Raw genomic sequence first — 21,860 nt, 5'->3', positions numbered from 1 at the left:
GGTAAAAGCCGCAACATTTGAGACATCAAAAAGAGGTGGCCAGATCGCTTACAACATCAGAGATGATAGCAAGGCTGTTCTATCCGCTGTTAGCAAGCTATTTTTGTAAATTTATATCTTGCTAACCGGCTTTAAAAAATAGCTCGACACCGCGCAGATGAGCGAAACTGCTGCGATAAAGTAAAACGAGTGCGTTAGGCTAAAGATGTCAGCGATCTTACCGATGACCGTTGCGAATATACCGCCGATTGTTATACTAAGTCCAAGCGTTACGCCAGAGGCTAGGCCGATCTGGTTTGGCAGATAAAGCTGTGCAAGGGCGATAGAGGGGCTAAAAGATAGGCTGATGCAAGCACTCACGCAGATGGAGGCCACGAGAAATAGCGCGTAGCTGTCGATAAAGAGCATTAGCACGACTAGTGGCGCAGCGATGCTTAGGCTTATTTTGATGAGCCTAACTAGGCCGTATCTATCTGCTAGAGCTCCGCCAAATAGCGTAGAGATCGCGCCTGCAGCAAAAAACATACTTAAATTTACATTTGCAGCCTCTTTGCTAAGGCCAAAAATTTTGATGAGATAGATGCTAAAAAATGCCGAAAAGCCAAATGCGACGATAGAGCGTGAAAATATGCAGACACAAAGCCTCAAAAATGCACCCAGATCGTCTTTTAGAGCGCTTGTTTTTTGTGAAATTTGCTTTTTGTGATTGCCTTCGAGCGCTTTTATAAATTTGCCCTTTTTGAGGTATAAAAGTGTTAGCAAAATTTGAGGTATGATGAAGACTAGCGTCCCTTTTAGACCAAAATTTCCCACAAAAACGGCGACTAAAATGGGCCCAACTGCAAAGCCTACGTTGCCACCAAATGAAAATATACTTATGCTTTTGGCTCTATTTTTGGCGTTTGAAGCGTAGTTTACGATCCTTGCGGCGCTTGGGTGAAAGAGCGCGGCGCCGATACCGCTTATCATCACGCAAACTAGGATGATGTAGTAGTTTGTCACAAAGCCAGTTAGGCTCATGCCCCCGCCTGCAAGTAGTAGCCCAAGCGGGATGACGTATGGTAGCTCTTTTTTGTCGCTTAGGCGGCCGATAAGTGGTTGGATGAGCGAGCTTGCTAAATTTGTGGTGGTCACGAGCGAGGCGGCTGTGGCGTAGTCGTAGTGGTAGCTCGCGATAAAAAATGGCAGCATCGCACCAAGCGCGCTTTGGTTTATGTCGCTACAAAAGTGCCCAAGTCCCATTAGATACTTTAAATTTTCCGCCTTTTTCATCTAAAATAGCCCTTTTAAAAGCCCCTTTAAATTTTGTTTTTCGCCGCTTGCGTCATCATCTTTGCCCAGCTTTTTATCTAAAAATCTACCTATCTCTTTTTTGACCTTATTTTCGAGATACTGCGATCTGACGTCGTATTTTAGCTTGTCTGTCGTACCTGAAATTTGCACGTTTAGATCGGTCTTTTCGAGCCTGCAAACAAGCGGCGCGTTAAGCATTTTTGTCGCGGTATTGTAAGTGCCGTTTGCAACCTTTATGTCGCTCTTTGGCGAGCTTAAATTTACGTTAAAGATGACGTTATCGCCCTTTATATCGCCATAAATTTTGCCGTCTTTGTAAATTTCTTTTGTGATGTCCTTGCCGGTGAAGGTTTTTATATTGTTTGTGAGATTTGTGCTGGCTAGGTGACCCTCTTTTAGTAAGATGTCAAATTTACCGAGCTTTTGCTTTGTCTCGTAGTCAAATTTAGCATCGCCGTTGCCGTCATAGAGGTGCTCTAGCCCTAAAGTCTGCGTTAGCCCCTTGACTTCAAAGTTTTTTAGCACTGCATCAAGCACGCCACCTTTGTAGTTTGCCTCGAGTTTGCCTTTAAATAGATCATCTGAAGTGGCTTTCACGCTTAGATCATCCACTTTGCCATTTGCCGTTACGAGGGCTGCAAATTTACCGTGAAGCTCGCGGCCAGCTAAAAATGCAAGCTTATTTAGCTCCGAAACTACCGCTTGAAGCTTTAAGTTTAGCGTGCTTTTGCCCACGTCAAAGCTGCCATCTATGCCCTTTATATCAGCTAGCGAGCTAAAAAAGTCGCCACTAAATTTTGCTACGTCGCCTTTGTAATCTAGGCTCAAATTTGAGCTAAATTTCTCATTTTCTGGGAATTTTTTATCAAGCATTTTACTAAGCGCTGCGGCGTTAAATTTGCCATCATTTAAAGCGATCGTTGCGGTGACGCTTGGACTTTTGCTAAAGATATTTTGCCCCTTTGCTTGGATATTCGTCTTAGCGTTTGCCAGCCTGTCGTTGCCGCTAAGTGCTAAAATTTCTCCTAACTGCGCCTCTTTTAGGCTAAGATCAAGATTTTCATTTTTTATGGTGGCGTTTAGCTTGCCAGCAAAGGCATCGCCGCCTAAATTTAGCTCATCTATCTTGCTTGTTTTAACCTTCATATCGCCCGCAAGCGCCATCTTTGAGCTCACCTCAAAGCCACTAACCGCTTTAAATTTTTCAGGATCGCTAATGAGCAGGGCAAATTTGCTAAAAATTTGGCCGTTTTTTAAGTCATAAACGCCCTTTACATCCTTTAGTTCGCCAAGGTCGCTAAGCATGTTTGCGTCAAAATTTACAAGCTCACCTTTTGCTGTGGCGCCACCTTTTAGCTCAAATTTCGCCGCATTTTTAAGCTTTGCAAGCCCTTTATCTATAAGGCCATTTTTTATCTCAAATTTAGCCTCGCCCGCAAGCTTTTTTAGCTCGTCAAATCCGCTAAAATTTGCGTTTAAATTTATCTGCCCGTCTGCGTAGCTAGGCTGCAAGGCAAGTGCTAGAAGCTCTTTTAGCTTGATGTTAGTTGCATTTAGGGCTAAGTTTTTGCTATCAAAATTTGCATTTATCTTGCCACCAAGCCCGTTTATCTCAGCTTTTAAGTTTTTAAGAGCATTTTCTTGCATTGTAATTTCGCCGTTTGCATCCACAGCGCCACTTAGTTGCTCGCCTAAGAACTTGCCAAAAAGGGCAAGATCAGGCACATTTAGCGAAAAGTCGCTCTTTAAATTTTTACTAGCTAAATCATAAGTCGTCTCGTTTGCTTTTAAAGTGGCTTCAGGTGCGATGATAAGGGTTTTTGCGCTCACTTTTTCATTTGCAAATTTAGCATTTACGCCGCCTTTAAAGCTTATATCTTTTGCTAAATTTAGCCCAAATTCATTTTTAAGAATTTCTTTGTTTATCGCTGCATCGCTTGCTAAAATTTGAGCGTTAATGATGGGCTCATTTTTCTCATCAACTCCTTGCATATTGCTCGTTAGATCAAGCTTACCGATAGCTAAATTTGGCTTTTTAGCAAGAGCTGAGATCTCAGAAAGTTCGATATTTTTAGCGTCAAGATTTAGGGCTTTTGGCAGATAGTCTTTTAAATTTGCGTTTAAATTTATATTTGAGCCAAGCGCCGTGCCAGTTGCCGCTAGCTTAAAGTCGCTAAATTTACCAGCCACGTTTGCTTTAAGAGCGACATCTTTTTTTAGACCAAGCTCGCTAGCCTTTGCCTTGTCGGCGTTTATATCCATGTTTAAATTCATACTTTGAGCAAGCAAGGAAAGCTCGCCATTTGCCTTTAAATTTATGGCGTTCATCACGGTCACTTCTAAATTTAAGGTGCTAAGACCAAGGTTAAACTCTTTAAATTTGACATCAATACCACGAGCTAGCGCCTCTTTTTCTATTTTACTGGCTATAAATTTGTTGCCAATTGAGCTAAAGATAAAGCCAAAGATGCAAGCTACTATGAGCACAAGCGCGCCAACTATGTAAGCTACTTTTTTCATAAAATTCCTTTATATTAGTTTTACATATCATAAAACTTTAGTCACTTAGACTAAAGTTTTTAATAAAATTCACTATAAATTATTGACTTTTTCAGAAAAAAATGCTAGGATTTCATCACTCAAAAATAAAGAGTGCTAAAAAAGACAATTAAACTAAAAGGATGAACAATGAACTTTCAACCATTAGGCAAGCGTGTCCTAGTCGAACGCGTAGAAGAGACAAAGACGACAGCTTCGGGCATAATTATACCTGATAACGCAAAAGAAAAACCTTTAAGCGGCGAGGTAAAAGCAGTTGGTGCTGAAGCTGAGGGCGTAAAAGTTGGCGAAAAAGTAGTATTTGCTAAATACGCTGGCACTGAGGTGAATTTAGATGATAAAACATATCTTGTTTTAAACATCGACGACATTTTAGGCGTGATTAAATAATTTAAAAAGGAAAGACAATGGCAAAAGAAATTTTTTACTCTGATGATGCAAGAAACCGCCTATACGAGGGCGTAAAAAAACTAAATGACGCTGTAAAAGTGACAATGGGACCAAGAGGCAGAAATGTCCTTATCCAAAAGAGCTTTGGCGCTCCAAACATCACAAAAGACGGCGTTAGCGTGGCTAAAGAAGTTGAGCTAAAAGATACTATCGAAAACATGGGTGCAAGCCTAGTTAGAGAAGTAGCTAGCAAGACAAACGACCAAGCAGGTGACGGCACTACAACAGCAACTGTGCTAGCTCACGCGATATTTAAAGAGGGTCTTAGAAACGTAACTGCTGGCGCAAATCCTATCGAAGTAAAGCGCGGCATGGATAAAGAAGTGGCAGCTCTTATAGATGCACTAAAAAATATCTCTAAAAAAGTTTCTGGCTCAAAAGAGATCGCTCAGATCGCTACTATCTCTGCTAACTCAGACGAGAGCATCGGCAAGCTTATCGCTGATGCGATGGAGAAAGTCGGCAAAGACGGCGTCATAACAGTAGAAGAGGCAAAGTCTATCCAAGACGAGCTAAGCGTAGTTGAGGGTATGCAGTTTGACCGCGGATATCTAAGCCCATACTTCATCACAAACCCTGAAAAGATGCAAGTTGAGCTAAGCAATCCATTTATATTGCTATTTGACAAGAAGATCACAAATCTAAAAGACCTGCTTCCAGTGCTTGAGCAAGTACAAAAGAGTGGCAAACCACTTCTAATCATCGCTGAAGATATCGAAGGCGAGGCACTTGCAACGCTTGTTGTAAATAAACTTCGTGGCGTGCTAAACATCTCAGCTGTAAAAGCTCCTGGCTTTGGCGATAGAAGAAAAGCAATGCTTGAAGATATCGCTATCTTAACAGGTGGCGAAGTTATCAGCGAAGAGCTAGGCAGAACACTAGAGAGTGCCACTATAAACGACCTTGGACAAGCTTCAAGCGTAGTTATCGACAAAGATAACACAACTATCGTAAATGGTGCAGGCGAGAAGTCAGCGATCGACGCTAGAATCACTCAAATAAAAGCTCAAATCGCAGAGACTACAAGCGACTACGACAAAGAAAAACTTCAAGAGCGCCTTGCAAAACTAAGCGGCGGCGTGGCAGTTATCAAAGTAGGTGCTGCGACTGAGACTGAGATGAAAGAGAAAAAAGACCGCGTAGATGACGCTCTAAGCGCTACTCGTGCAGCTGTTGAAGAGGGCATCGTAGTAGGTGGCGGTTCAGCTCTTATCCTCGCTTCAAAGAGTGTAAATTTAAATTTACAAGGTGACGAGGCAATCGGTGCTGAGATCGTTAGAAGAGCGCTTCGTGCTCCACTTCGCCAGATCGCTGAGAACGCTGGTTTTGACGCTGGCGTGGTAGCAAATGCTGTTGAGACAAGCAAAGATGCAAATTTTGGCTTTAACGCTGCAACTGGCGAATATGTAAATATGTTTGAAGCTGGTATCATCGACCCAGTAAAAGTTGAGAGAGTTGCGCTTCAAAACGCTGTTAGCGTGGCTAGCTTGCTACTAACAACTGAGGCAACTATCAGCGAGATAAAAGAAGAAAAAGCAATGCCTGCAATGCCTGACATGGGCGGAATGGGTGGCATGGGCGGCATGATGTAGCAGCCCTTTTCGAGCTAGAGCTTTCTAGCTCGAATTTAAATTTTAACCTCACTAAATTTATAAAATTATTTACTCCTTTTTAAATTTATTCTTGTATCATTTTTGCATTTTTTTAGGGAGAGTTTACAATGAAATATGATGAAATTTTTAGAGAATACGACATCCGCGGCATTTTTGAAAAAGACTTGACAGAGGACAGTGTCAAGGCTATAGGACTTGCTTTGGGTAAGAAATTTAACGAATTTGGCGTGAAAACTTTAAGCGTTGGCTTTGACGCAAGGCTAAGTGCTAGCACACTTTTTAGGTATCTGCTAAGCGGTCTAAACAAGGCTGGTGGCTTTAAAATTTATAACATCGGCTTGCTACCAACTCCTGTTGGCTACTTTAGCGTTTATGCTGACTATTTCGATGCAAACATCATGATCACGGGCTCTCACAACCCAAAAGATTATAACGGCTTTAAGATCACCATTAAAAAAGATAGTTTTTTTGGCAAAGATTTGCAAATTTTAAAAGATAAGGTGAATGAGATAATCGCCTCTGGTGAGCAAATAGCAGACGATGAGAGCTGTGAGAAATTTAACATCTTAGAAAAATACGTTGAGTTTTTTGTAAAAGAATTTAGTGAGCTTAAAAATTTCAAAAAGCCTTTTGTCATCGACTGCGCAAATGGCGCTGTAGGCGTGAGCTTGGTGCCTATCGTCAAGGCGCTTGGGCTAAATGCGAAAATTTTATATGAAGATCCAGACGGAAATTTCCCAAATCACCACCCAGACCCAAGTGAAAAAGAGAATTTAAAAGAGATATTTTCGCTCATCGAAAAGAAGGAATTTGACCTTGGATTTGGCTTTGACGGAGATGGTGACAGGATCGCGGTTATAACGCCAAAAAGAGATATAAAAGGCGATGAGCTAGCCTATCTTTATGCGCTAAATATGAAACATCCAAAGGTGCTTGGCGAGGTAAAATGCTCACAAAATATGTATGATGAGATCGCCAAGATCGGCGAAGTCTTCATGGGCAAGACTGGACACAGTAATATAAAAAAGATGATGAAAGAGCTAAACGTAGATCTCGCAGCTGAAGTGAGCGGTCATATATTCTTTAAAGAGCGCTATTTTGGCTTTGATGACGCGCTTTATGCGATGATGAGGGTGCTTGAGCTAGTGCATAAAGGCTTTGATCTTGACGGCGAGCTTGATAAGATGCCACTTGTCTTTAGCACCGATGAGATCAAGGTAAAGACGACTGACGAGGCTAAATTTAAGATAGTTGCCAAGTTAAAAGAGTGCGTGAAAAACGAGGGTTGTGACCTGCCAAGGATAAAAAATATCATTGATATTGATGGCATAAGAATTCAGTTTGAAAATGGCTGGGCGCTGGTGCGTGCGTCAAATACAACGCCAGTTATTGTTACTAGATTTGAAGCTAAGAGCAAGGAATTCTTAGAAGAGATCGAGCAAAAAGTGACAAATTTGCTTAAGGGCTTAATGTAGCCAATAAAAGCATTTTGGGTTAAATTTACTCCAAAATGCTTTTCAAATTTTTATTTAAACATCCAACTTATCTGGCTTTTGCTGGTTTCTTTTCGGGCAGTTCCGCATACATGCCGCGCAACAATTCTCCAATCAAATTCGCATCCTCAAATTTCTCGAATACATGCATTAACGTCTTTGAGCCATTATAAGGATAACGTAGTTCTGAGTCTGCAAGAAGTCTGTCCGATGTCGGCGTTCTCTTTAAAAACAGTTCATTATTACAAATGTCACCTATCAGTTTACCGTTAAAATATACAAGGTATCCACCCATCATGGATTTTATGACAATATCGCCGAATTCAGAAAATCTATCGCGAACATATTCATTAAATTCATTCACTATGATCACTCACTTTGAATTTAGAGTTTGCCGCCTTCGACGACTAGAGATTCAGGATTGACACTGTCACCATAGATCGGTTTTAGTGTTGCGTCATAGTCTTTGTGGAAGAAATTTTCTTTTCCAAGCTCGATGATCTCGTTATTTAACCAATCAAGCAAGGCCTTGTTGCCCTTTTTGACAGCTGGAGCTATCACATCCACATCGCCAAGCGCTTCAACGCCAACGACAAAGCCAGGAGTCTCTTTCGCCCAGGCAAAAAGTAGGGCATTATCATGCGCTAGAGCCGCACCCCTTTTATCAACCAAAGCTGCGAAAGTTTCGGTGTTTTGATCATACTTTAAAAGCTTGATATCAGGATAATTTTTTGTAAAAAATGCGTCCGCAGTTGTGCCTTTATTGACGATTAAAGTTTTATCTTTTAGCTCATCGACGCTCTTTATCACAGCGCCCTCAGGGCTAACGATGCCAAGTGAGACCTTCATATATGGAAGCGCAAAATCAACAACTTGTGCGCGCTCAGGCGTCTTTGTAAAATTTGCAAGCGTGATATCGACCTTGTCAGCTGTGAGTACTTCGACCCTGCCAGCAGCCTCGACTAGCTCAAATTTAACCTTGCTCTCATCGCCAAGCAAGTCTTTTGCGATGCGTTTTGCAAAATAGATGTCATAGCCTTGGTTTTTGCCGTCTTTATCAACGTAGCCAAATGGCGGTTTGTCGCTAAAAACGCCTATCCTTATATATCCACGCTCTTTGATCTTTGCGATCGTGTCAGCTTGGTTTGAAGCGGCCGCTTTGTCCGCACCTTTGTCATCACCACAACCCGTTAGAAAGACGGTAGCGACTAATGCTAATAAGAAAAATTTAAATTTTCTCACTCTTTCTCCTTTGAAAAATTTAGTAAATAAGAGCGGTCAAATCTCGCTCTAAACGCATTTTGAAAAAACGGCAAATTATCTCTTATTTTTTCTAAAATGAGAATAAATTTAGAAATTTCTTCGCTCGCTCGCTCTTTGGATTAGTAAAAAACTCCTCTGGCTCGCTGATCTCCACGATCGCTCCAGCGTCCATAAATACGATCTTATTTGCAACCGCTCTTGCAAAGCTCATCTCGTGAGTGACTATTAGCATCGTCATGCCGTCTTTGGCTAAATTTAGTATCACATCAAGCACTTCTCTAACGATCTCTGGATCAAGCGCAGCCGTAACCTCGTCAAATAGCATGATCTCAGGGTTTAAACAAAGGCTTCTTACTATGGCTATGCGCTGCTTTTGACCGCCGCTTAGCTCCTTTGGATAGGCAAATTTCTTATCAAGTAGCCCAACCTTGCTTAGCCACATATCAGCCGTTTTTTCAGCCTCGGCTCTATCTCTTTTTTGCACCTTTAAAGGTCCAAGAAGGACGTTGTCTATGACGTTCATATGGTCAAATAGCTCGTAGCTTTGAAAGACCATGCCGACCTTTTGGCGGATCCTTTGCCACTCTTTAAATTTAGCATCTATCACTTCGCCGTCTATGACGATCTCGCCGCTTGCGATGCTCTCAAGGCCGTTTATGCATCTAAGTGTTGTGCTCTTGCCACAGCCTGATGGCCCAAGAAGCACGACCACTTCGCCACTTTTTACCTCTAAGCTTATATCCTTTAAGGCGTGAAGCTCTCCATAAAATTTGTTTAAATTTTTAAGTTCCAAGATATTTTCGCTCATTTTAGCTCCATTTTTCTTCTAGTTTTTTTGATAGTTTTGAGACTGGATAGCAGATCGCAAAATATAAAAAGAATATGAGCGTATATATCCAAAATGGCGCCATAGGATTTGTAAATACATTTCGCTCGATGATCTGCTGACCGACTTTGACCACCTCTACAACGCCGATTAGCACGACGATAGAGGTCGTTTTTATCATACGGCTTAGTAAATTTACAGCTCCAGGCACCAGCCTTCTTGTGGCAAGAGGGATGATGACATAAAAGTAAATTTGAAATTTGCTAAGTCCAAGTGAGGCAGCTGACTCAAACTGGTGCTTTGGTATCGAGGTGATAGCGCCGCGCACGATATCCATCATCTCAAAAACGCCCCAAAGGCTAAAGACGATGAGTGAGGCGGTAAATGCCGAGATATGCAGCCCAAAAGCCTTGCTAACGCCAAAGTAAAATAAAAATAGCCAGACGATCTGAGGCATGATGCGCACGATCTCGAGGCAAATTTTTAAAATAAGATAGATAAATTTATTTTTCATGCTCATCAAAACGCCAAGTATGAGGCCACCGATAACGGAGATCACTATAGAGATGAGCGAAATTTCGGTGCTTACCACAAGACCTTCAAACAGCCTTAGTAAATTTTGCGTGTCAAATAATATACTAACTCCTTGCATTTCTCACCCTTTTTTCGACGTAGCTAAGTGCCAGCGAGACTGGCAAGATGATGACAAGATAGCTAATAACCAGCATAAAAAGCGCCTCGTCTGTCTTGTAGTAAAGCCCGATGAGATCTTTTGCGACATAGACTAGATCAGCAAGCGCTACGATGCTAACGATGCTGGTCTCTTTTAGTAAAAATATGACGTTTGCGCTGATGCTTGGCAGTGCCACACTAAAGGCTTGTGGCAAGATGACATATCTTAGGAGCTGGTTTTTGCTAAGTGCGATGCTAAGTCCTGCTTCTATCTGTGACCTTCTAACCGCCTCAAAGCCAAGTCTAAAGCTCTCGCTCATGTAGCTGCCACCAAGAAAGCTAAGTCCCGCGACTGCACAGGTAAAGCCGCTCATCGACACTCCAAGCTTTGGCAAGCCGTAGTATAAAAAGAAGAGCTGGATAAGAAGTGGCGTGTTTCTTGAAAGCTCAACGTAGCAATCAACTAGTTTTGAGAGAAATTTTAGCTTGTAAAATTTCACAGCCATGCAAAAAATGCCTATCAAAATAGAAAAAACGATCCCCAAAAAGGCGATCTGACAGGTGAGAATCCCAGCTCTTACAAAAAGGGGGTAAAATTTCTCAATAAACTCAAAATCCATAAACTTTAATCCAATCTGAAAAATGGAGATATTTTATCCCATAATCATAAATTTAAAACTAATTAGATATGATCACGCTTTAAATTTAAGCTTACAAAAAGGATAAAATTTGATCGATCTTTTTCAGATCATCGGCTTTTTAGGGATGATTTGTATCGTGATGGGCTACTTTTTACTTCAGATCGGCCGCCTAAATAGCCGCGATCTAGCCTACCAGATAATAAATTTAGCAGGTGCGGTGCTACTTATAATCTCGCTTTTTGTGCACTTTAACCTCGGCTCATTTTTGATAGAGGTCTTTTGGATAATCATTACGATATATGGAATTTATAAAATTTATAAGGAGAGAGCGTGAGAGCGTATGCAGAGTGGGAAGAGCAGGAGCTTTTGTTTTTATCGCTGCCACATAGCAAGAGCGACTGGGAGCCTTATTTAGAGGAGATTTTGGCGGGCTATGAGGAGCTTGTGGCTGCTGTTACGCCCTTTGAAAAGGTGGTGCTCATCTGCCCTGATGAGGCAAATTTTGCTAGGTTTAAGAAATTTAAAAATGTTGAGTTTGTAAAGCTTGAGACTGACGATACTTGGATTAGAGATTACGGTATGATCGATGTTTGCACAAAAGACGGCGTAAAAAGTTACGACTTTAAATTTAACGCTTGGGGCGGTAAATTTAAGAGCTCAAAAGATGATGCCCTAAATTTAGAGTTAGCTAAAATTTACAAAACTAAGCTTGAGCCTGTTGATATGATACTAGAGGGCGGAAGTGTTGAATTTAACGGAGATGGCGTGCTTTTAACCACCACAAAATGCCTGCTAAATGAAAATAGAAACAAAGCGCTTAGTAAAGAGCAGATAGAAGAAAAGCTTAAAAATTTATTTGGTCTAAAGCGTATCATCTGGCTTGAAAATGGCTTTATAAAAGGCGATGACACAGATAGCCACATCGACACTTTAGCTCGCTTTATCACGCCTGATACTATCGCTTACGCAGCTTGCGAAGATGGGAGTGATGAGCACTTTGATGAGCTAAAAAGGATGGAAGATGAGCTTAAAAAAACTGGCTTTAAGCTACTTGCTCTGCCACTTCCTAAGCCTAAATTTTATGATGGTAAAAGGCTTGGCTGCACATACGCAAACTTCATCTTTATAAATGGCGCACTAATCGTTCCAACATATAACGACGAAAACGATGAAAAGGTGCTAAATTTACTAGCCAAGGCGCTGCCTGATAGAAAGATCATCGGTGTAAATTCGCTAGTTTTTGTCCGTCAAAATGGCTCACTTCACTGCTCAAGTCAAAATAGATACAAAAGGGCTTAGCCTTGTCAAGTCCGTTTGATTATGAGTTTAACAGCATAAATAAGCAGGAGTGCACGCAGGGCGAAAATAAGGCAGTTATCGCAGCTGGAGCTTGCGCCTTTTTGCTCGCACTTGTGAAATTTGCAGCCGGACTTTTTAGCGGCTCAGTCGCTGTGCTTGGCTCGGCGATTGATTCGATGCTTGATTTTATCGTCTCGCTTTTAAATTTATTTGCGCTTAGAAAGTCAAGAAAGCAAGCCGATGAGAGATTTAACTTTGGCTACACAAAGCTGGAGGCCTTGGCAGCGCTATTTGAGTGCGTTATCATCGTGCTGGCTGCTGGATATATATTTTATGAGAGCGTTAAGAAATTTAGCGAGCCAAATTTAGAGATAGACCTTGGCTTAAGCCTTGGGGTGATGGTATTTTCGGTAGTTGTGACGCTATGTTTGGTGCTATTTTTAAACCAAATTTCTAAAAAAAGTGGCAACCTTATCATTAAAGCAGACGCGCTGCACTATAAGGTCGACCTTTTTAGCAACCTTGCAGTCATCATCTCGCTGCTTATCATTAAATTTAGCGGATTTGTGATGATAGATGCGATCTTTGGTATTGTAATAAGCGGCTACATCGCTCAAAGCGCCATCAGTCTTGGCAAAGACGCCTTTGGTGTCTTGCTAGATCACGCAGCAAGCCCCAAGATCACAGCTGAGATCATCAAGATGATAAAGGCAAAGCAGAGGATTTCAGACTTTCACTACCTAAACACAAGGCAGAGCGCAAATACCATATTTTTAACGCTGCATTTAGTTTTTAACAAAGATATCTCGCTTTACGACGCGCATGAGGTGGCTGACTCGCTTGAAGCTGAGATAAGAGAGAAATTTAAGGAATTTTCGTGGCAGATAACCACGCATTTAGACCCATATAACGACAAAGAAGGGAGATGAGATGAAAGTAGCACTACTTCAACAAGAATTTAAAGGGACAAAAGAGGCGACCATTGCAAAGACACTTGAGCTAATCGCTGAGGCAAAAAAAGGTGGCGCTGATCTAGTTGTCTGCCAAGAGCTGCACCAGACGCAGTACTTTTGCCAAAGCGAGGATACAAATTTCTTTGATCACGCAAACGACTGGCAAGAAGACGTCGCTTTTTGGGGTAGGGTGGCAAAAGAAAATGGCGTGGTTTTAGTCACTTCGCTATTTGAAAAGAGAGCTGACGGACTTTATCACAACACCGCCTTTGTCTTCGAGCGTGACGGCAGTGTGGCTGGCAAATACCGAAAAATGCACATCCCTGATGACCCTGGATTTTACGAGAAATTTTACTTCACGCCTGGCGACATTGGCTTTGAGCCAGTTGAAACTAGCCTTGGCAAGCTTGGCGTTTTGGTCTGTTGGGATCAGTGGTATCCAGAGGCAGCGAGGCTAATGGCGCTAAAAGGGGCAAAAATTCTCATCTATCCAACGGCTATTGGCTGGTTTGAGGGCGATAGCGAGGATGAAAAGTCAAGACAGCTTGAAGCGTGGGTAGCGGTGCAAAGAGGTCACAGCGTGGCAAATGGCCTGCCAGTTGTTGCAGTAAATCGCGTGGGCTTTGAAAAAGATGATAGCGGCGTGATGGATGGGATTAAGTTTTGGGGAAATAGCTTTGTTTTCGGGCCACAAGGCGAGCAGCTTTTCCGCGCAAATAGCACAGATGAGCTTTGTAAGATCGTTGAGATAGATATGAAAAGAAGCGAAGAAGTGCGCAGAATTTGGCCATTTTTAAGAGACCGCAGGATCGATGCCTACGCAAATATCACAAAAAGATTTATCGATTAAATTTAGAGCTAGAAATTTTACTTCTAGCTCTTTAAATTTTAGAATGCTCGTAAAAGAAATATAAATTTATTCTTAAGAAAATATTTTTTTAAGCCTTGATTGTGTAGAATAGTTGCAACTTTACCAAAATGGCATAAAAATATCATATCAAAAAGATACAAAGCTAAATTTATAGAATAAAATAGCCTTAAATTTTTTGAAAGGATTTTAGATGAAAACTACTTCTTTGGCACTTGCTGGATTGCTTTTGGCAACAACACTTTCAGCAAAAGAATTTATCAGTATCGGCACTGGTGGCATGACAGGCACATATTATCCGATAGGTGGAGCGATCTGCCGCTTGGCAAATAAAAATACAGACGTAAAATGCTCTGTTCAATCAACTGGCGGCTCTGTTTATAACGTAAATAACGTCCTTAAAAAAGAGCTCACATTTGGCTTTGTTCAAAGTGACGTCGTCTACGATAAGTATAACGGCACTGGCAAATTTGACGGAGCAAAAGATGAAAATTTACGCTCAGTAGTTGCGATCTATCCAGAGCTTCTTGCATTCGTTGTAGCAAAAGATAGCGGTCTAACAAGCGATCTCTCTTCATTTGCTGGTAAAAAATACAATGTCGGAAACCCAGGCAGCGGCAACGAAGTTAGCACACTTGAAGTCTTTAAAGCAAAGGGCTTTGATGTTTCAAAACTAGGATACCGCGGCGTTTTAACAGTTGGCGAATGTCCACACGCACTAAAAGATAAAAAGATAGACGGATATAGCTTTGTCGTTGGTCACCCAACTGCAAATATCACTGATGCAGCAACATCTTTACCGATCGATATCCTAAACATCGAAGGCAGCGAGATCGATAACCTTCTTAAAGAAAAACCATACTTTGCAAAAGGCGTGATCCCAAAAGGCTCTTATGATGGCGTCGATCACGATGTAAATACTATCGGCGTAAAAGCTGTTTTAGTAACTAGCAAAGATACAAAAGATGAGGCTGTAAAAGCTGTGATAAAAGCTATCTTAGACAACTTTGATGAGTATAAAACTCTTCACCCAGCGCTAAAATCAGTTAAAAAAGAAGATCTTGTTCAAGGTCTTTCAGCTCCGCTTCACCCAGCTGCAGAGGCTGCATTTAAAGAGGCTGGCATCTTAAAATAATCCATCTCCAGGGGCTTTTGCCTCTGGATAAAATTTAAATATGCAAATTTCTTCTAAATTTATATATTTAAATTTTAAAGGAGAAAGATGAACGAAGTTAATGACAACGAAGAACAATTTGTCGAAGTAAAGACAAGAGAGATAAATAGCAATTTTTACAACTATTTCATCGCATTTGCGTGTTTCTCTTGGTCGGTTTTTCAGCTTTATATAGCGTATTTCCCACTAAATACTAACATTTCGCGCTCAGTGCACCTAGCTTTTGCGGTTGGGCTTGTATTTTTGCTCTATCCAGTCACTTTTCATAAAAAGGCTCACTCAAGTTTGCCGTTTTACGACCTAGTTTTTTGCGTGGTAGGCGTTGTTGCCGTGCTTTATCCAGCGGTTTATTTTTACGAGTTAGCTGATAGGACAGGGGACTACATCACTCAAGATATCGTCATATCGTTTTTAGCGATCATTGTATTGCTCGAGGCTGGCAGGCGTGTCATGGGACCAGCGCTTCCTATCATTTGTATATTATTTTTGATATATGATCACTTTGGCCCTTATATGCCAGACATTATCGCTCACCAAGGCGCTAGCTTTGAAAAGATCGCAGGACACATGTTCTTGACAACCGAGGGCATCTTTGGCGTGCCTATCGGCGTTAGTGTTAGCTTTATCTATCTTTTTGTTCTTTTTGGTTCATTATTAGAGCGAGCAGGCGCTGGACAATACTTTATAAATTTAGCCTTCTCACTTCTTGGCAAATATAGAGGTGGTCCAGCCAAAGCTTCAGTCATCGCAAGTGGCCTAACTGGCATGGTCTCAGGTAGCTCAACAGCAAACGTCGTAACCGTTGGTACATTTACCATACCGCTTATGAAAAAAGCTGGTCTTTCACGCACAAAAGCTGGAGCCATCGAGGTTGCAGCTGGCGTAAATGGACAGCTCATGCCTCCTATCATGGGTGCGGCTGCTTTTATCATCGCTGAGTTTTTAGGTATGACATATACAAATGTCATGATGGCAGCGGTTATCCCAGCATTTGCTTGTTATTTGTCACTATTTTTCATCGTGCATTTAGAGAGCGTCAAGCTTGGACTAAAAGGCATAAATCAGAGCGAATTTCACTCAAGATTTAAAATTTTTGTAAGTGGTCTTCACTATATAACGCCTATTTTGATCCTGCTTTATACGCTTTTAATCGCAAAAGAGTCAGCCATAGCTGCAGCATTTAATGCGATTGGATTTTTATTTTTGATAATGATCTTTCAAGAGCCAACTAAAAAGCTAGCTTCAGGCGAAAAAGTAGGTCTAAACGATGTGCTTCTTGGCTTTGAGGATATATTTTGGGCGATGGTCGCAGCTGCAAAGAGCATGACCACAATAGCCATCGCAACCGCGCTTGCAGGCATCATCGTGGGCTCTATCTCGCTAACTGGCCTTGGTCAAGTACTTTCTGATCTAGTCGAGCTTTTAGCAGGCGATAATATCATGATGATCCTACTTTTAACGGCTCTTATGTCGCTCATCCTTGGCATGGGGCTTCCAACGACAGCAAACTACATCGTCGTCTCAAGTCTTGTTGCACCAGTTATCTTGTTTTTAGCGCATAAAAATGGCTTCTTGATCCCTGCCATCGCCGTACATCTTTTTGTTTTTTACTTTGGAATTTTAGCTGATGACACGCCACCAGTTGGCATCGCAGCCTACGCAGCAGCGGGCATTGCCAAGGCAAATCCAATAACCGTTGGCGTGCAAGGATTTTTTTACGATCTAAGAACAGCGATCTTGCCATTTGCCTTTTTCTTTAACAACAAACTTATGCTTATTGAGAGCATAAATACTGGCGATCCGCTTGACTCAAAAGGGATAGTCTGGATGAGCAATCCACTTGAAATTTTGCTCGTCTTTGGCATGGCGATAGTGGGAATGTTCGCCTTTTCTAGCTTGCTGCAAGGCTACTACGTCACAAAGCTTAGGATTTGGGAGAGGTTGCTACTTATCCCTGTCGTGCCACTAGCTCTTTTGCCAAATATCTGCGTGAAATTTGGTCTGATGCCAAACGAATTTGTCGCTTACATGGTAGCCGCAGGGCTTTATGGCTTTGTCTTTATGACTCAGTGGGGCATAAAAGATAAACCGCTCGATCAAATAAGAGCGATTTAACACTAGGCAAGAGCCCTCTTGCCTAAACTTTTAAATTTCATTTATAAATTTCTATTGATTTTGTAAAAAGTGAGAATTTAGGTTTTAAAAGCCTAAAGATCAAAGCTGTTTTGAGCGTTTTAGATCGCCTGCAAACTCGCAAGACATCTTATCATTTAGCTTGCAACCTTTTTCTAAAAATGTGTAAGCCTCTTTAAATTTCTTAGCTTCTATTAGTATCGAGCCTATCATGCCACAAGAGTAGCCGTCATTTTGCTCGCAAGCTTTGTTAAAAAGCTCTCTTGCTTTTTGCGGATCGCTATTTAGATAAATTCCACCGGCTGCTGAGCAACCCTCTTTTTCACCGCCTTGGCAAGCTTTATTGTAAAACTCTAGCGCTTTGTTGCTATCTGGCACGTCAGTTTTGCCAACCTGGTATATCGCACCTGCTATTACGCATGATCTTGCGTCATTTGCCGCGCAACCTGCTTCAAATTTAGATAAAGCCTCAGTGAAATTTGAGTCAGCATAAGCTTTCAAGCCATCTTCAAAGTCGCCTGCTAGAGCGCAAGCTGCAAGAAGCGAGATAAAAATCATTTTTTTCATTTAAATTTCCTTTTGTAAAGTAATATGCAATTTTAACATAATTAAATTTACACTTACTTGATGAAAAATAATTATGATTTTAAAATTTGCTCTTGCTCTTTGTAATCAGGCATGATGGCCTCTATAAATTTATAAAAGCTGCTTTGATGATGCGGATAGAGCAGGTGAGTAAGCTCGTGAAGCACGACGTATCGCACGGCTGAGAGCGGTTTTTCGATGAGCCTTAGGCTTAAGTTTATATAGCCTTTTTTGTGGTTGCAGCTGCCCCAGCGAGTTTTGCTATCTCTTATGACGATGCGACTAACTGGCTTATTGATACGAGGCTGATAGTAGCTTACAAGCTCTAAAAATAGCTCTTTTGCTCTTGCTTTTTTAAAGTGCTCAAGTGCCTTTAAATTTGGCGTTATGATAAATTTATCTTCAAAAAATGGCACATTTACGCTCTCATCAAATTTGATCTTATAAATTTGCCCAAGAAATTTCATCTCATCATCTTTTGGCAAATTTAAAAGAGCTTTTTTGTAAGCATTTTCAAGCCAAATTCTGTGCGTCTCTAGAAAGCTAAGAGCCATCTTTTGCGTGCTATAAAATGGCATAGAAAGCGTGATCTTAGCGTCCTTGCCAACTCTTAATCGCACAGCCTTTACATTTGTTTTAAAATTTATTAAAACGCTTAAGCCATAAAATTCTAAAATTAGGCTCTTTTGTCTCAAACTAGGCGTTTTTCTTGCCACTTTTTGCTTCTCCAGCGCCATGTATTTGCAAGGCCTCTTAGCCACTCATCAGCGCAAAATCCTATCCAAACGCCAACGATGCCCCAACCAAGGTGTATGCCCAGAAAATACCCAAGCGGCAGCGAAAGCCCCCACATAAAGATAAGCCCAGTCGCTAGCGGGAATTTCGCGTCGCCACTTGCACGAAGGGCATTTACGATGACGATGTTAAAGGTTCTGCCAGCTTCTAACACGATCGAGAGGGTAAAGAGCGGTAGCATTATCTTGCGCAAGCTCTCATCTAAATTTAGCGCGTCCATGATCTTATACTTTAAGGCGTAGGCGATCAAAACGACGACGAGCGTGATAGAAATTCCAAGCCACAAGGCTTTAAAGGTTCTTGCGTAAGCCTCGTTAAACTCGCTAGCTCCCACTAAATGCCCCACGATGACCTCGTTTGCCACGCTGATACTAGCTCCACAAAGCAAGATGAGAAGTGTGATCTGAAAGTAGATCGTCTGCACGCTAAGAGTTGCCTCGCCCATGCTCGCGATAAAGCCAAAAGCGACCATGTATTGCGCCATCCAGAGTAAATTTTCGCCAGCGCTTGGTAGGCCAACTGAGAGTATTTTCTTTAAAATTCCAAACGGCACGACAAGCAGTTTGCTAAGATAAATTCTAACTTTTGCCACGCGTATGAGCATGTAAAGTAGGACAAAAAGGCCTATTAGTCTGCCCACAAATGTCGAGATAGCAACACCTTGCAGGCCTAAATTTGGCAGATCAAACCAGCCAAAAAGAGCGATGGCGTTGCCAAAGATGGTGATGATGTTCATCAAAACCGAAGTTAGCATCACAGCAGTTGCTAGATTATAGACGCGAAGCACCGCAGCTAGCACCATGCCGATGCCATCAAATAGCAATGCAAAGCCAAGGATGTGAAGGTATGAGAAGCTATCGTTTATGAGATCACTTGGCACGTTTAGTAAATTTAAGATGTTGTAGCCAAAGACGTAGATGATGATGGCTGAAAAGATGCCAAAGACCGTATTTGACGTGATGCTTGCGTGTATGACGCTTGAAGCTAGCTCGTTTTGCTTTGCTCCAAGTGCTTGTGCGACGACGACTGAGCAGCCCATGCTTAAAAAGTTAAAAATGGTCATAAAAAGGTCCATCACTTGATTGCCCGCACCCATGGCGCCAACTAGATGCACGCTCACTTTTGTCACCATGTAGGTGTTTATGATAAGCGTTATAAAGTGCAAAAACATATCTAAAAATATAGGGACGACCAGCTTTTTCATAGAAAGATTCATAAATTTCTCCTTTTTTAAATTTTGGGCGATTATAGCCAAATTAGGTTTTAGCTCCCTTTTGATATAATCCAAAAAATTTAAAATTTGAGAGAAAAATGGCATTAATCGACCTAATAGACGTAAGTAAAAAATTTGGCGCAAATGAAATTTTAAACAGCGTAAGTCTTAGCGTAAATGAAAATGAAAAGATAGCGATCATCGGCAAAAATGGCAGCGGCAAGAGCACGCTTATGAAGATCATCTCTGGCGAGGTGGCAGCAGATAGTGGCAGACGCATAGTGCAGAGCTTGATAAGCGTCGAGATGCTAGCGCAAAATCCAAATTTTAACGCCACATTTAGCGTAAGAGATGCGCTAAATAACGAGCTAAAAGAGATATTTGACGCGATAAGTGAGTATGAAAAGAGCGGTGTTTTACTAGCAAACGACCCAGAAAACAAAGAAATTTTAAAAGAGCAAGAGAGGCTTTTAAAATTTATAGAGGCAAAAGACGGCTGGAATATCGAGCATAAGATCGAGCGAATTTTGCAAGAATTTAAGCTAAAAGAGTATGAAAATAGACCCATTTGCTCGCTAAGTGGTGGCGAGATCCGCCGCGTGGCACTGGGTGCGCTCATCCTTAAAAAGCCAGATGTGCTTTTGCTTGATGAGCCGACAAACCACCTTGATGTCTATATGGTCAAATTTCTTGAAGATATGCTTAAAAGCTCAAATCAAAGCATAGTTTTTATAAGCCACGATAGGTATTTTATCGATGCCCTCGCTACTAGGTGCGTTGAGGTCGAGGATGCAAGCTTAAAAAATTTCGAGGGCGGATATGCAAACTATCTAACCAAAAAAGAGGAAATTTTAGCAAGCCTTGCAAAGTCGCATGAGACGCTGCTAAAGCAGCTAAAGGCTGAAGAGGAGTGGCTAAGGCGCGGCGTAAAAGCTAGGCTAAAGCGAAATGAGGGCAGAAAAGAGCGGGTGCTCGCCATGCGTGAAGAGGCAAAGAAAAACCCAGGTGTGATAAGGCGCGTGAGGCTAGAGCTTGAGCGTGCTAGTAAAAATTTCAACCAAACGCAGAGCCAAAACCGCAAAAAAATGCTATTTGAGTTTAAAAATTTAAGCAAAAGTATAGACGGCAAGATGCTTTTTGAAAAATTTGACGCAAGGGTCTTGCAGGGCGAGAGGATCGCCATTGTGGGGCGTAACGGCAGTGGAAAGAGCACGCTGCTTAAAATTTTGCTAGGGCTTGAAAAGCCAAGTAGCGGAGAGATAAAAAGAGGCGAGGTGAGTATAGGCTACTTTGATCAAGCTAGAAATGTCCTTGATGATGACAAGAGCCTTATAGAGACATTTTGCCCAAATGGCGGCGATCACGTGCTGGTTCGTGGGCGAAATATGCACGTCTATGGCTATCTTAAAAATTTCCTCTTTCCAAAGGAATTTTTAGATAAAAAGATAGGCGTTTTAAGTGGTGGCGAGAAAAACCGCGTCGCGCTTGCGATGCTTTTTACCAAAACTTACGATGTGTTGGTGCTTGACGAGCCGACAAACGACCTTGATATCGCAACTATCAACATCTTAGAAGACTACTTGCAAAGCTTCGAGGGGGCTATCTTGCTAGTTAGTCACGATAGATATTTTGTCGATAAGATGGCAAATAAGCTCTGGGCATTTGAGGGGACAAAGATAAATGTCTTGCACGAAGAGTATAGCGTCTATTTGGAGCTTGAAGATGAGATGAAAGAGCTTGATAAATTTGAAAAAGAGCTAACAAACAGTCAAAATGAAGCCAAACAAAAGAGCAAATCTGGCGTAAAACTAAGCTATAAACAAACGCAAATTTTAAACACATATCCAGATAAAATTTCAGCCCTTGAAGCAAGAGTGGCTGAGCTAAATGAGGGGCTTAGCGATCCAAAAATTTATCAAGAAGCGGGGCTTACTAAGCTTTATGAAGAGCTAGAAAGTGCAAAAGCCCAGCTAGAAAGCCTAGAAAATGAGTATTTTGATGTGCTTGAGATCGCTGAGGAGCTAGAGTAG

20 protein-coding genes are annotated in these 21,860 nt (G+C 41.6%); 10 read left to right on the top strand and 10 right to left on the bottom strand.

What is annotated here, in order from left to right; translation table 11 throughout:
• Positions 1 to 111: 111 nt before the first annotated feature.
• A complete protein-coding gene (locus CVT14_RS06240) occupies positions 112 to 1,272 on the bottom strand; it encodes an MFS transporter (RefSeq protein WP_021089332.1) in 1,161 nt (386 codons plus the stop codon).
• A complete protein-coding gene (locus tag CVT14_RS06235; protein ID WP_107849948.1) occupies positions 1,273 to 3,813 on the bottom strand; it encodes a tryptophanyl-tRNA synthetase in 2,541 nt (846 codons plus the stop codon).
• A gap of 168 nt (positions 3,814 to 3,981) precedes the next feature.
• Here CVT14_RS06235 and groES point away from each other — a divergent pair, with 168 nt between their 5' ends.
• From groES to CVT14_RS06220, 3 genes are all read left to right on the top strand, one after another.
• Positions 3,982 to 4,242: a co-chaperone GroES gene (groES, locus tag CVT14_RS06230; RefSeq protein WP_009293641.1), complete on the top strand. Its 261-nt coding sequence runs from the start codon at positions 3,982 to 3,984 to the stop codon at positions 4,240 to 4,242.
• Positions 4,243 to 4,259: 17 nt separating this feature from the next.
• Positions 4,260 to 5,894: a chaperonin GroEL gene (groL, locus tag CVT14_RS06225; protein WP_002940160.1), complete on the top strand. Its 1,635-nt coding sequence runs from the start codon at positions 4,260 to 4,262 to the stop codon at positions 5,892 to 5,894.
• Between the two features lie 128 nt (positions 5,895 to 6,022).
• Complete coding sequence (locus CVT14_RS06220) at positions 6,023 to 7,390, top strand: phosphomannomutase/phosphoglucomutase (protein ID WP_021089309.1); 1,368 nt, start codon at positions 6,023 to 6,025, stop codon at positions 7,388 to 7,390.
• 67 nt (positions 7,391 to 7,457) lie between these two features.
• Here the strand turns inward: CVT14_RS06220 and CVT14_RS06215 are convergent, their stop codons facing one another.
• The 5 genes from CVT14_RS06215 to CVT14_RS06195 all read right to left on the bottom strand — a co-directional run bounded on the left by CVT14_RS06215 (position 7,458) and on the right by CVT14_RS06195 (position 10,789).
• Positions 7,458 to 7,772, bottom strand: coding sequence for a TfoX/Sxy family protein (locus CVT14_RS06215; RefSeq protein ID WP_035142669.1), 315 nt, complete (start codon positions 7,770 to 7,772; stop codon positions 7,458 to 7,460).
• A gap of 20 nt (positions 7,773 to 7,792) precedes the next feature.
• Positions 7,793 to 8,650 carry a cysteine ABC transporter substrate-binding protein gene (locus CVT14_RS06210; protein WP_087581880.1) on the bottom strand — a complete coding sequence of 286 codons (858 nt, stop codon included), beginning with the start codon at positions 8,648 to 8,650 and terminating at the stop codon, positions 7,793 to 7,795.
• A gap of 91 nt (positions 8,651 to 8,741) precedes the next feature.
• The gene (locus tag CVT14_RS06205; protein WP_021084805.1) at positions 8,742 to 9,479 is read right to left on the bottom strand and encodes an amino acid ABC transporter ATP-binding protein; all 738 of its coding nucleotides are present in this window, start codon (positions 9,477 to 9,479) and stop codon (positions 8,742 to 8,744) included.
• Between the two features lies 1 nt (position 9,480).
• Positions 9,481 to 10,149: an amino acid ABC transporter permease gene (locus CVT14_RS06200; protein WP_107849947.1), complete on the bottom strand. Its 669-nt coding sequence runs from the start codon at positions 10,147 to 10,149 to the stop codon at positions 9,481 to 9,483.
• The gene (locus CVT14_RS06195) at positions 10,136 to 10,789 is read right to left on the bottom strand and encodes an amino acid ABC transporter permease (RefSeq protein WP_107849946.1); all 654 of its coding nucleotides are present in this window, start codon (positions 10,787 to 10,789) and stop codon (positions 10,136 to 10,138) included. Before CVT14_RS06195 ends, CVT14_RS06200 begins: the two co-directional genes overlap by 14 nt.
• Before the next feature lie 109 nt (positions 10,790 to 10,898).
• Between CVT14_RS06195 and CVT14_RS06190 the strand changes: the two genes are divergently transcribed.
• The 6 genes from CVT14_RS06190 (at position 10,899) to CVT14_RS06165 (ending at position 17,219) form a co-directional block, all read left to right on the top strand.
• Entirely contained in the window at positions 10,899 to 11,144 is a 246-nt protein-coding gene (locus tag CVT14_RS06190) for a CBU_0592 family membrane protein (RefSeq protein WP_021089339.1), read from the top strand.
• A complete protein-coding gene (locus CVT14_RS06185; RefSeq protein ID WP_021089329.1) occupies positions 11,141 to 12,109 on the top strand; it encodes an agmatine deiminase family protein in 969 nt (322 codons plus the stop codon). The genes CVT14_RS06190 and CVT14_RS06185 overlap by 4 nt, the downstream gene beginning before the upstream one ends.
• Before the next feature lie 2 nt (positions 12,110 to 12,111).
• Positions 12,112 to 13,038: a cation diffusion facilitator family transporter gene (locus CVT14_RS06180; RefSeq protein WP_021089315.1), complete on the top strand. Its 927-nt coding sequence runs from the start codon at positions 12,112 to 12,114 to the stop codon at positions 13,036 to 13,038.
• Between the two features lies 1 nt (position 13,039).
• Positions 13,040 to 13,912 (top strand): carbon-nitrogen hydrolase, encoded by an 873-nt coding sequence (locus CVT14_RS06175; protein WP_021084837.1) that lies wholly within the window; start codon positions 13,040 to 13,042, stop codon positions 13,910 to 13,912.
• A 211-nt stretch (positions 13,913 to 14,123) separates the two neighbouring features.
• A complete protein-coding gene (locus CVT14_RS06170; RefSeq protein ID WP_002940425.1) occupies positions 14,124 to 15,065 on the top strand; it encodes a TAXI family TRAP transporter solute-binding subunit in 942 nt (313 codons plus the stop codon).
• Between the two features lie 87 nt (positions 15,066 to 15,152).
• Positions 15,153 to 17,219 (top strand): TRAP transporter permease, encoded by a 2,067-nt coding sequence (locus CVT14_RS06165; protein ID WP_107849945.1) that lies wholly within the window; start codon positions 15,153 to 15,155, stop codon positions 17,217 to 17,219.
• A 99-nt stretch (positions 17,220 to 17,318) separates the two neighbouring features.
• Here CVT14_RS06165 and CVT14_RS06160 read toward each other — a convergent pair whose 3' ends face one another.
• The 3 genes from CVT14_RS06160 to CVT14_RS06150 all read right to left on the bottom strand — a co-directional run bounded on the left by CVT14_RS06160 (position 17,319) and on the right by CVT14_RS06150 (position 19,833).
• Positions 17,319 to 17,804 carry a tetratricopeptide repeat protein gene (locus tag CVT14_RS06160; protein ID WP_107849944.1) on the bottom strand — a complete coding sequence of 162 codons (486 nt, stop codon included), beginning with the start codon at positions 17,802 to 17,804 and terminating at the stop codon, positions 17,319 to 17,321.
• 71 nt (positions 17,805 to 17,875) lie between these two features.
• Positions 17,876 to 18,559, bottom strand: coding sequence for a M48 family metallopeptidase (locus CVT14_RS06155; protein WP_107849943.1), 684 nt, complete (start codon positions 18,557 to 18,559; stop codon positions 17,876 to 17,878).
• Positions 18,514 to 19,833 carry an MATE family efflux transporter gene (locus tag CVT14_RS06150; protein WP_107849942.1) on the bottom strand — a complete coding sequence of 440 codons (1,320 nt, stop codon included), beginning with the start codon at positions 19,831 to 19,833 and terminating at the stop codon, positions 18,514 to 18,516. Before CVT14_RS06150 ends, CVT14_RS06155 begins: the two co-directional genes overlap by 46 nt.
• A 95-nt stretch (positions 19,834 to 19,928) precedes the next feature.
• On the opposite strand from CVT14_RS06150, the gene abc-f reads away from it, so the two are divergent.
• Positions 19,929 to 21,860 carry a ribosomal protection-like ABC-F family protein gene (gene abc-f / locus CVT14_RS06145; protein ID WP_107849941.1) on the top strand — a complete coding sequence of 644 codons (1,932 nt, stop codon included), beginning with the start codon at positions 19,929 to 19,931 and terminating at the stop codon, positions 21,858 to 21,860.

Origin of the sequence: Campylobacter concisus (assembly GCF_003048445.1) — a bacterium.
Lineage (GTDB): Bacteria > Campylobacterota > Campylobacteria > Campylobacterales > Campylobacteraceae > Campylobacter_A > Campylobacter_A concisus_BF.
This window is presented reverse-complemented; position numbering and strand designations above follow the sequence as displayed.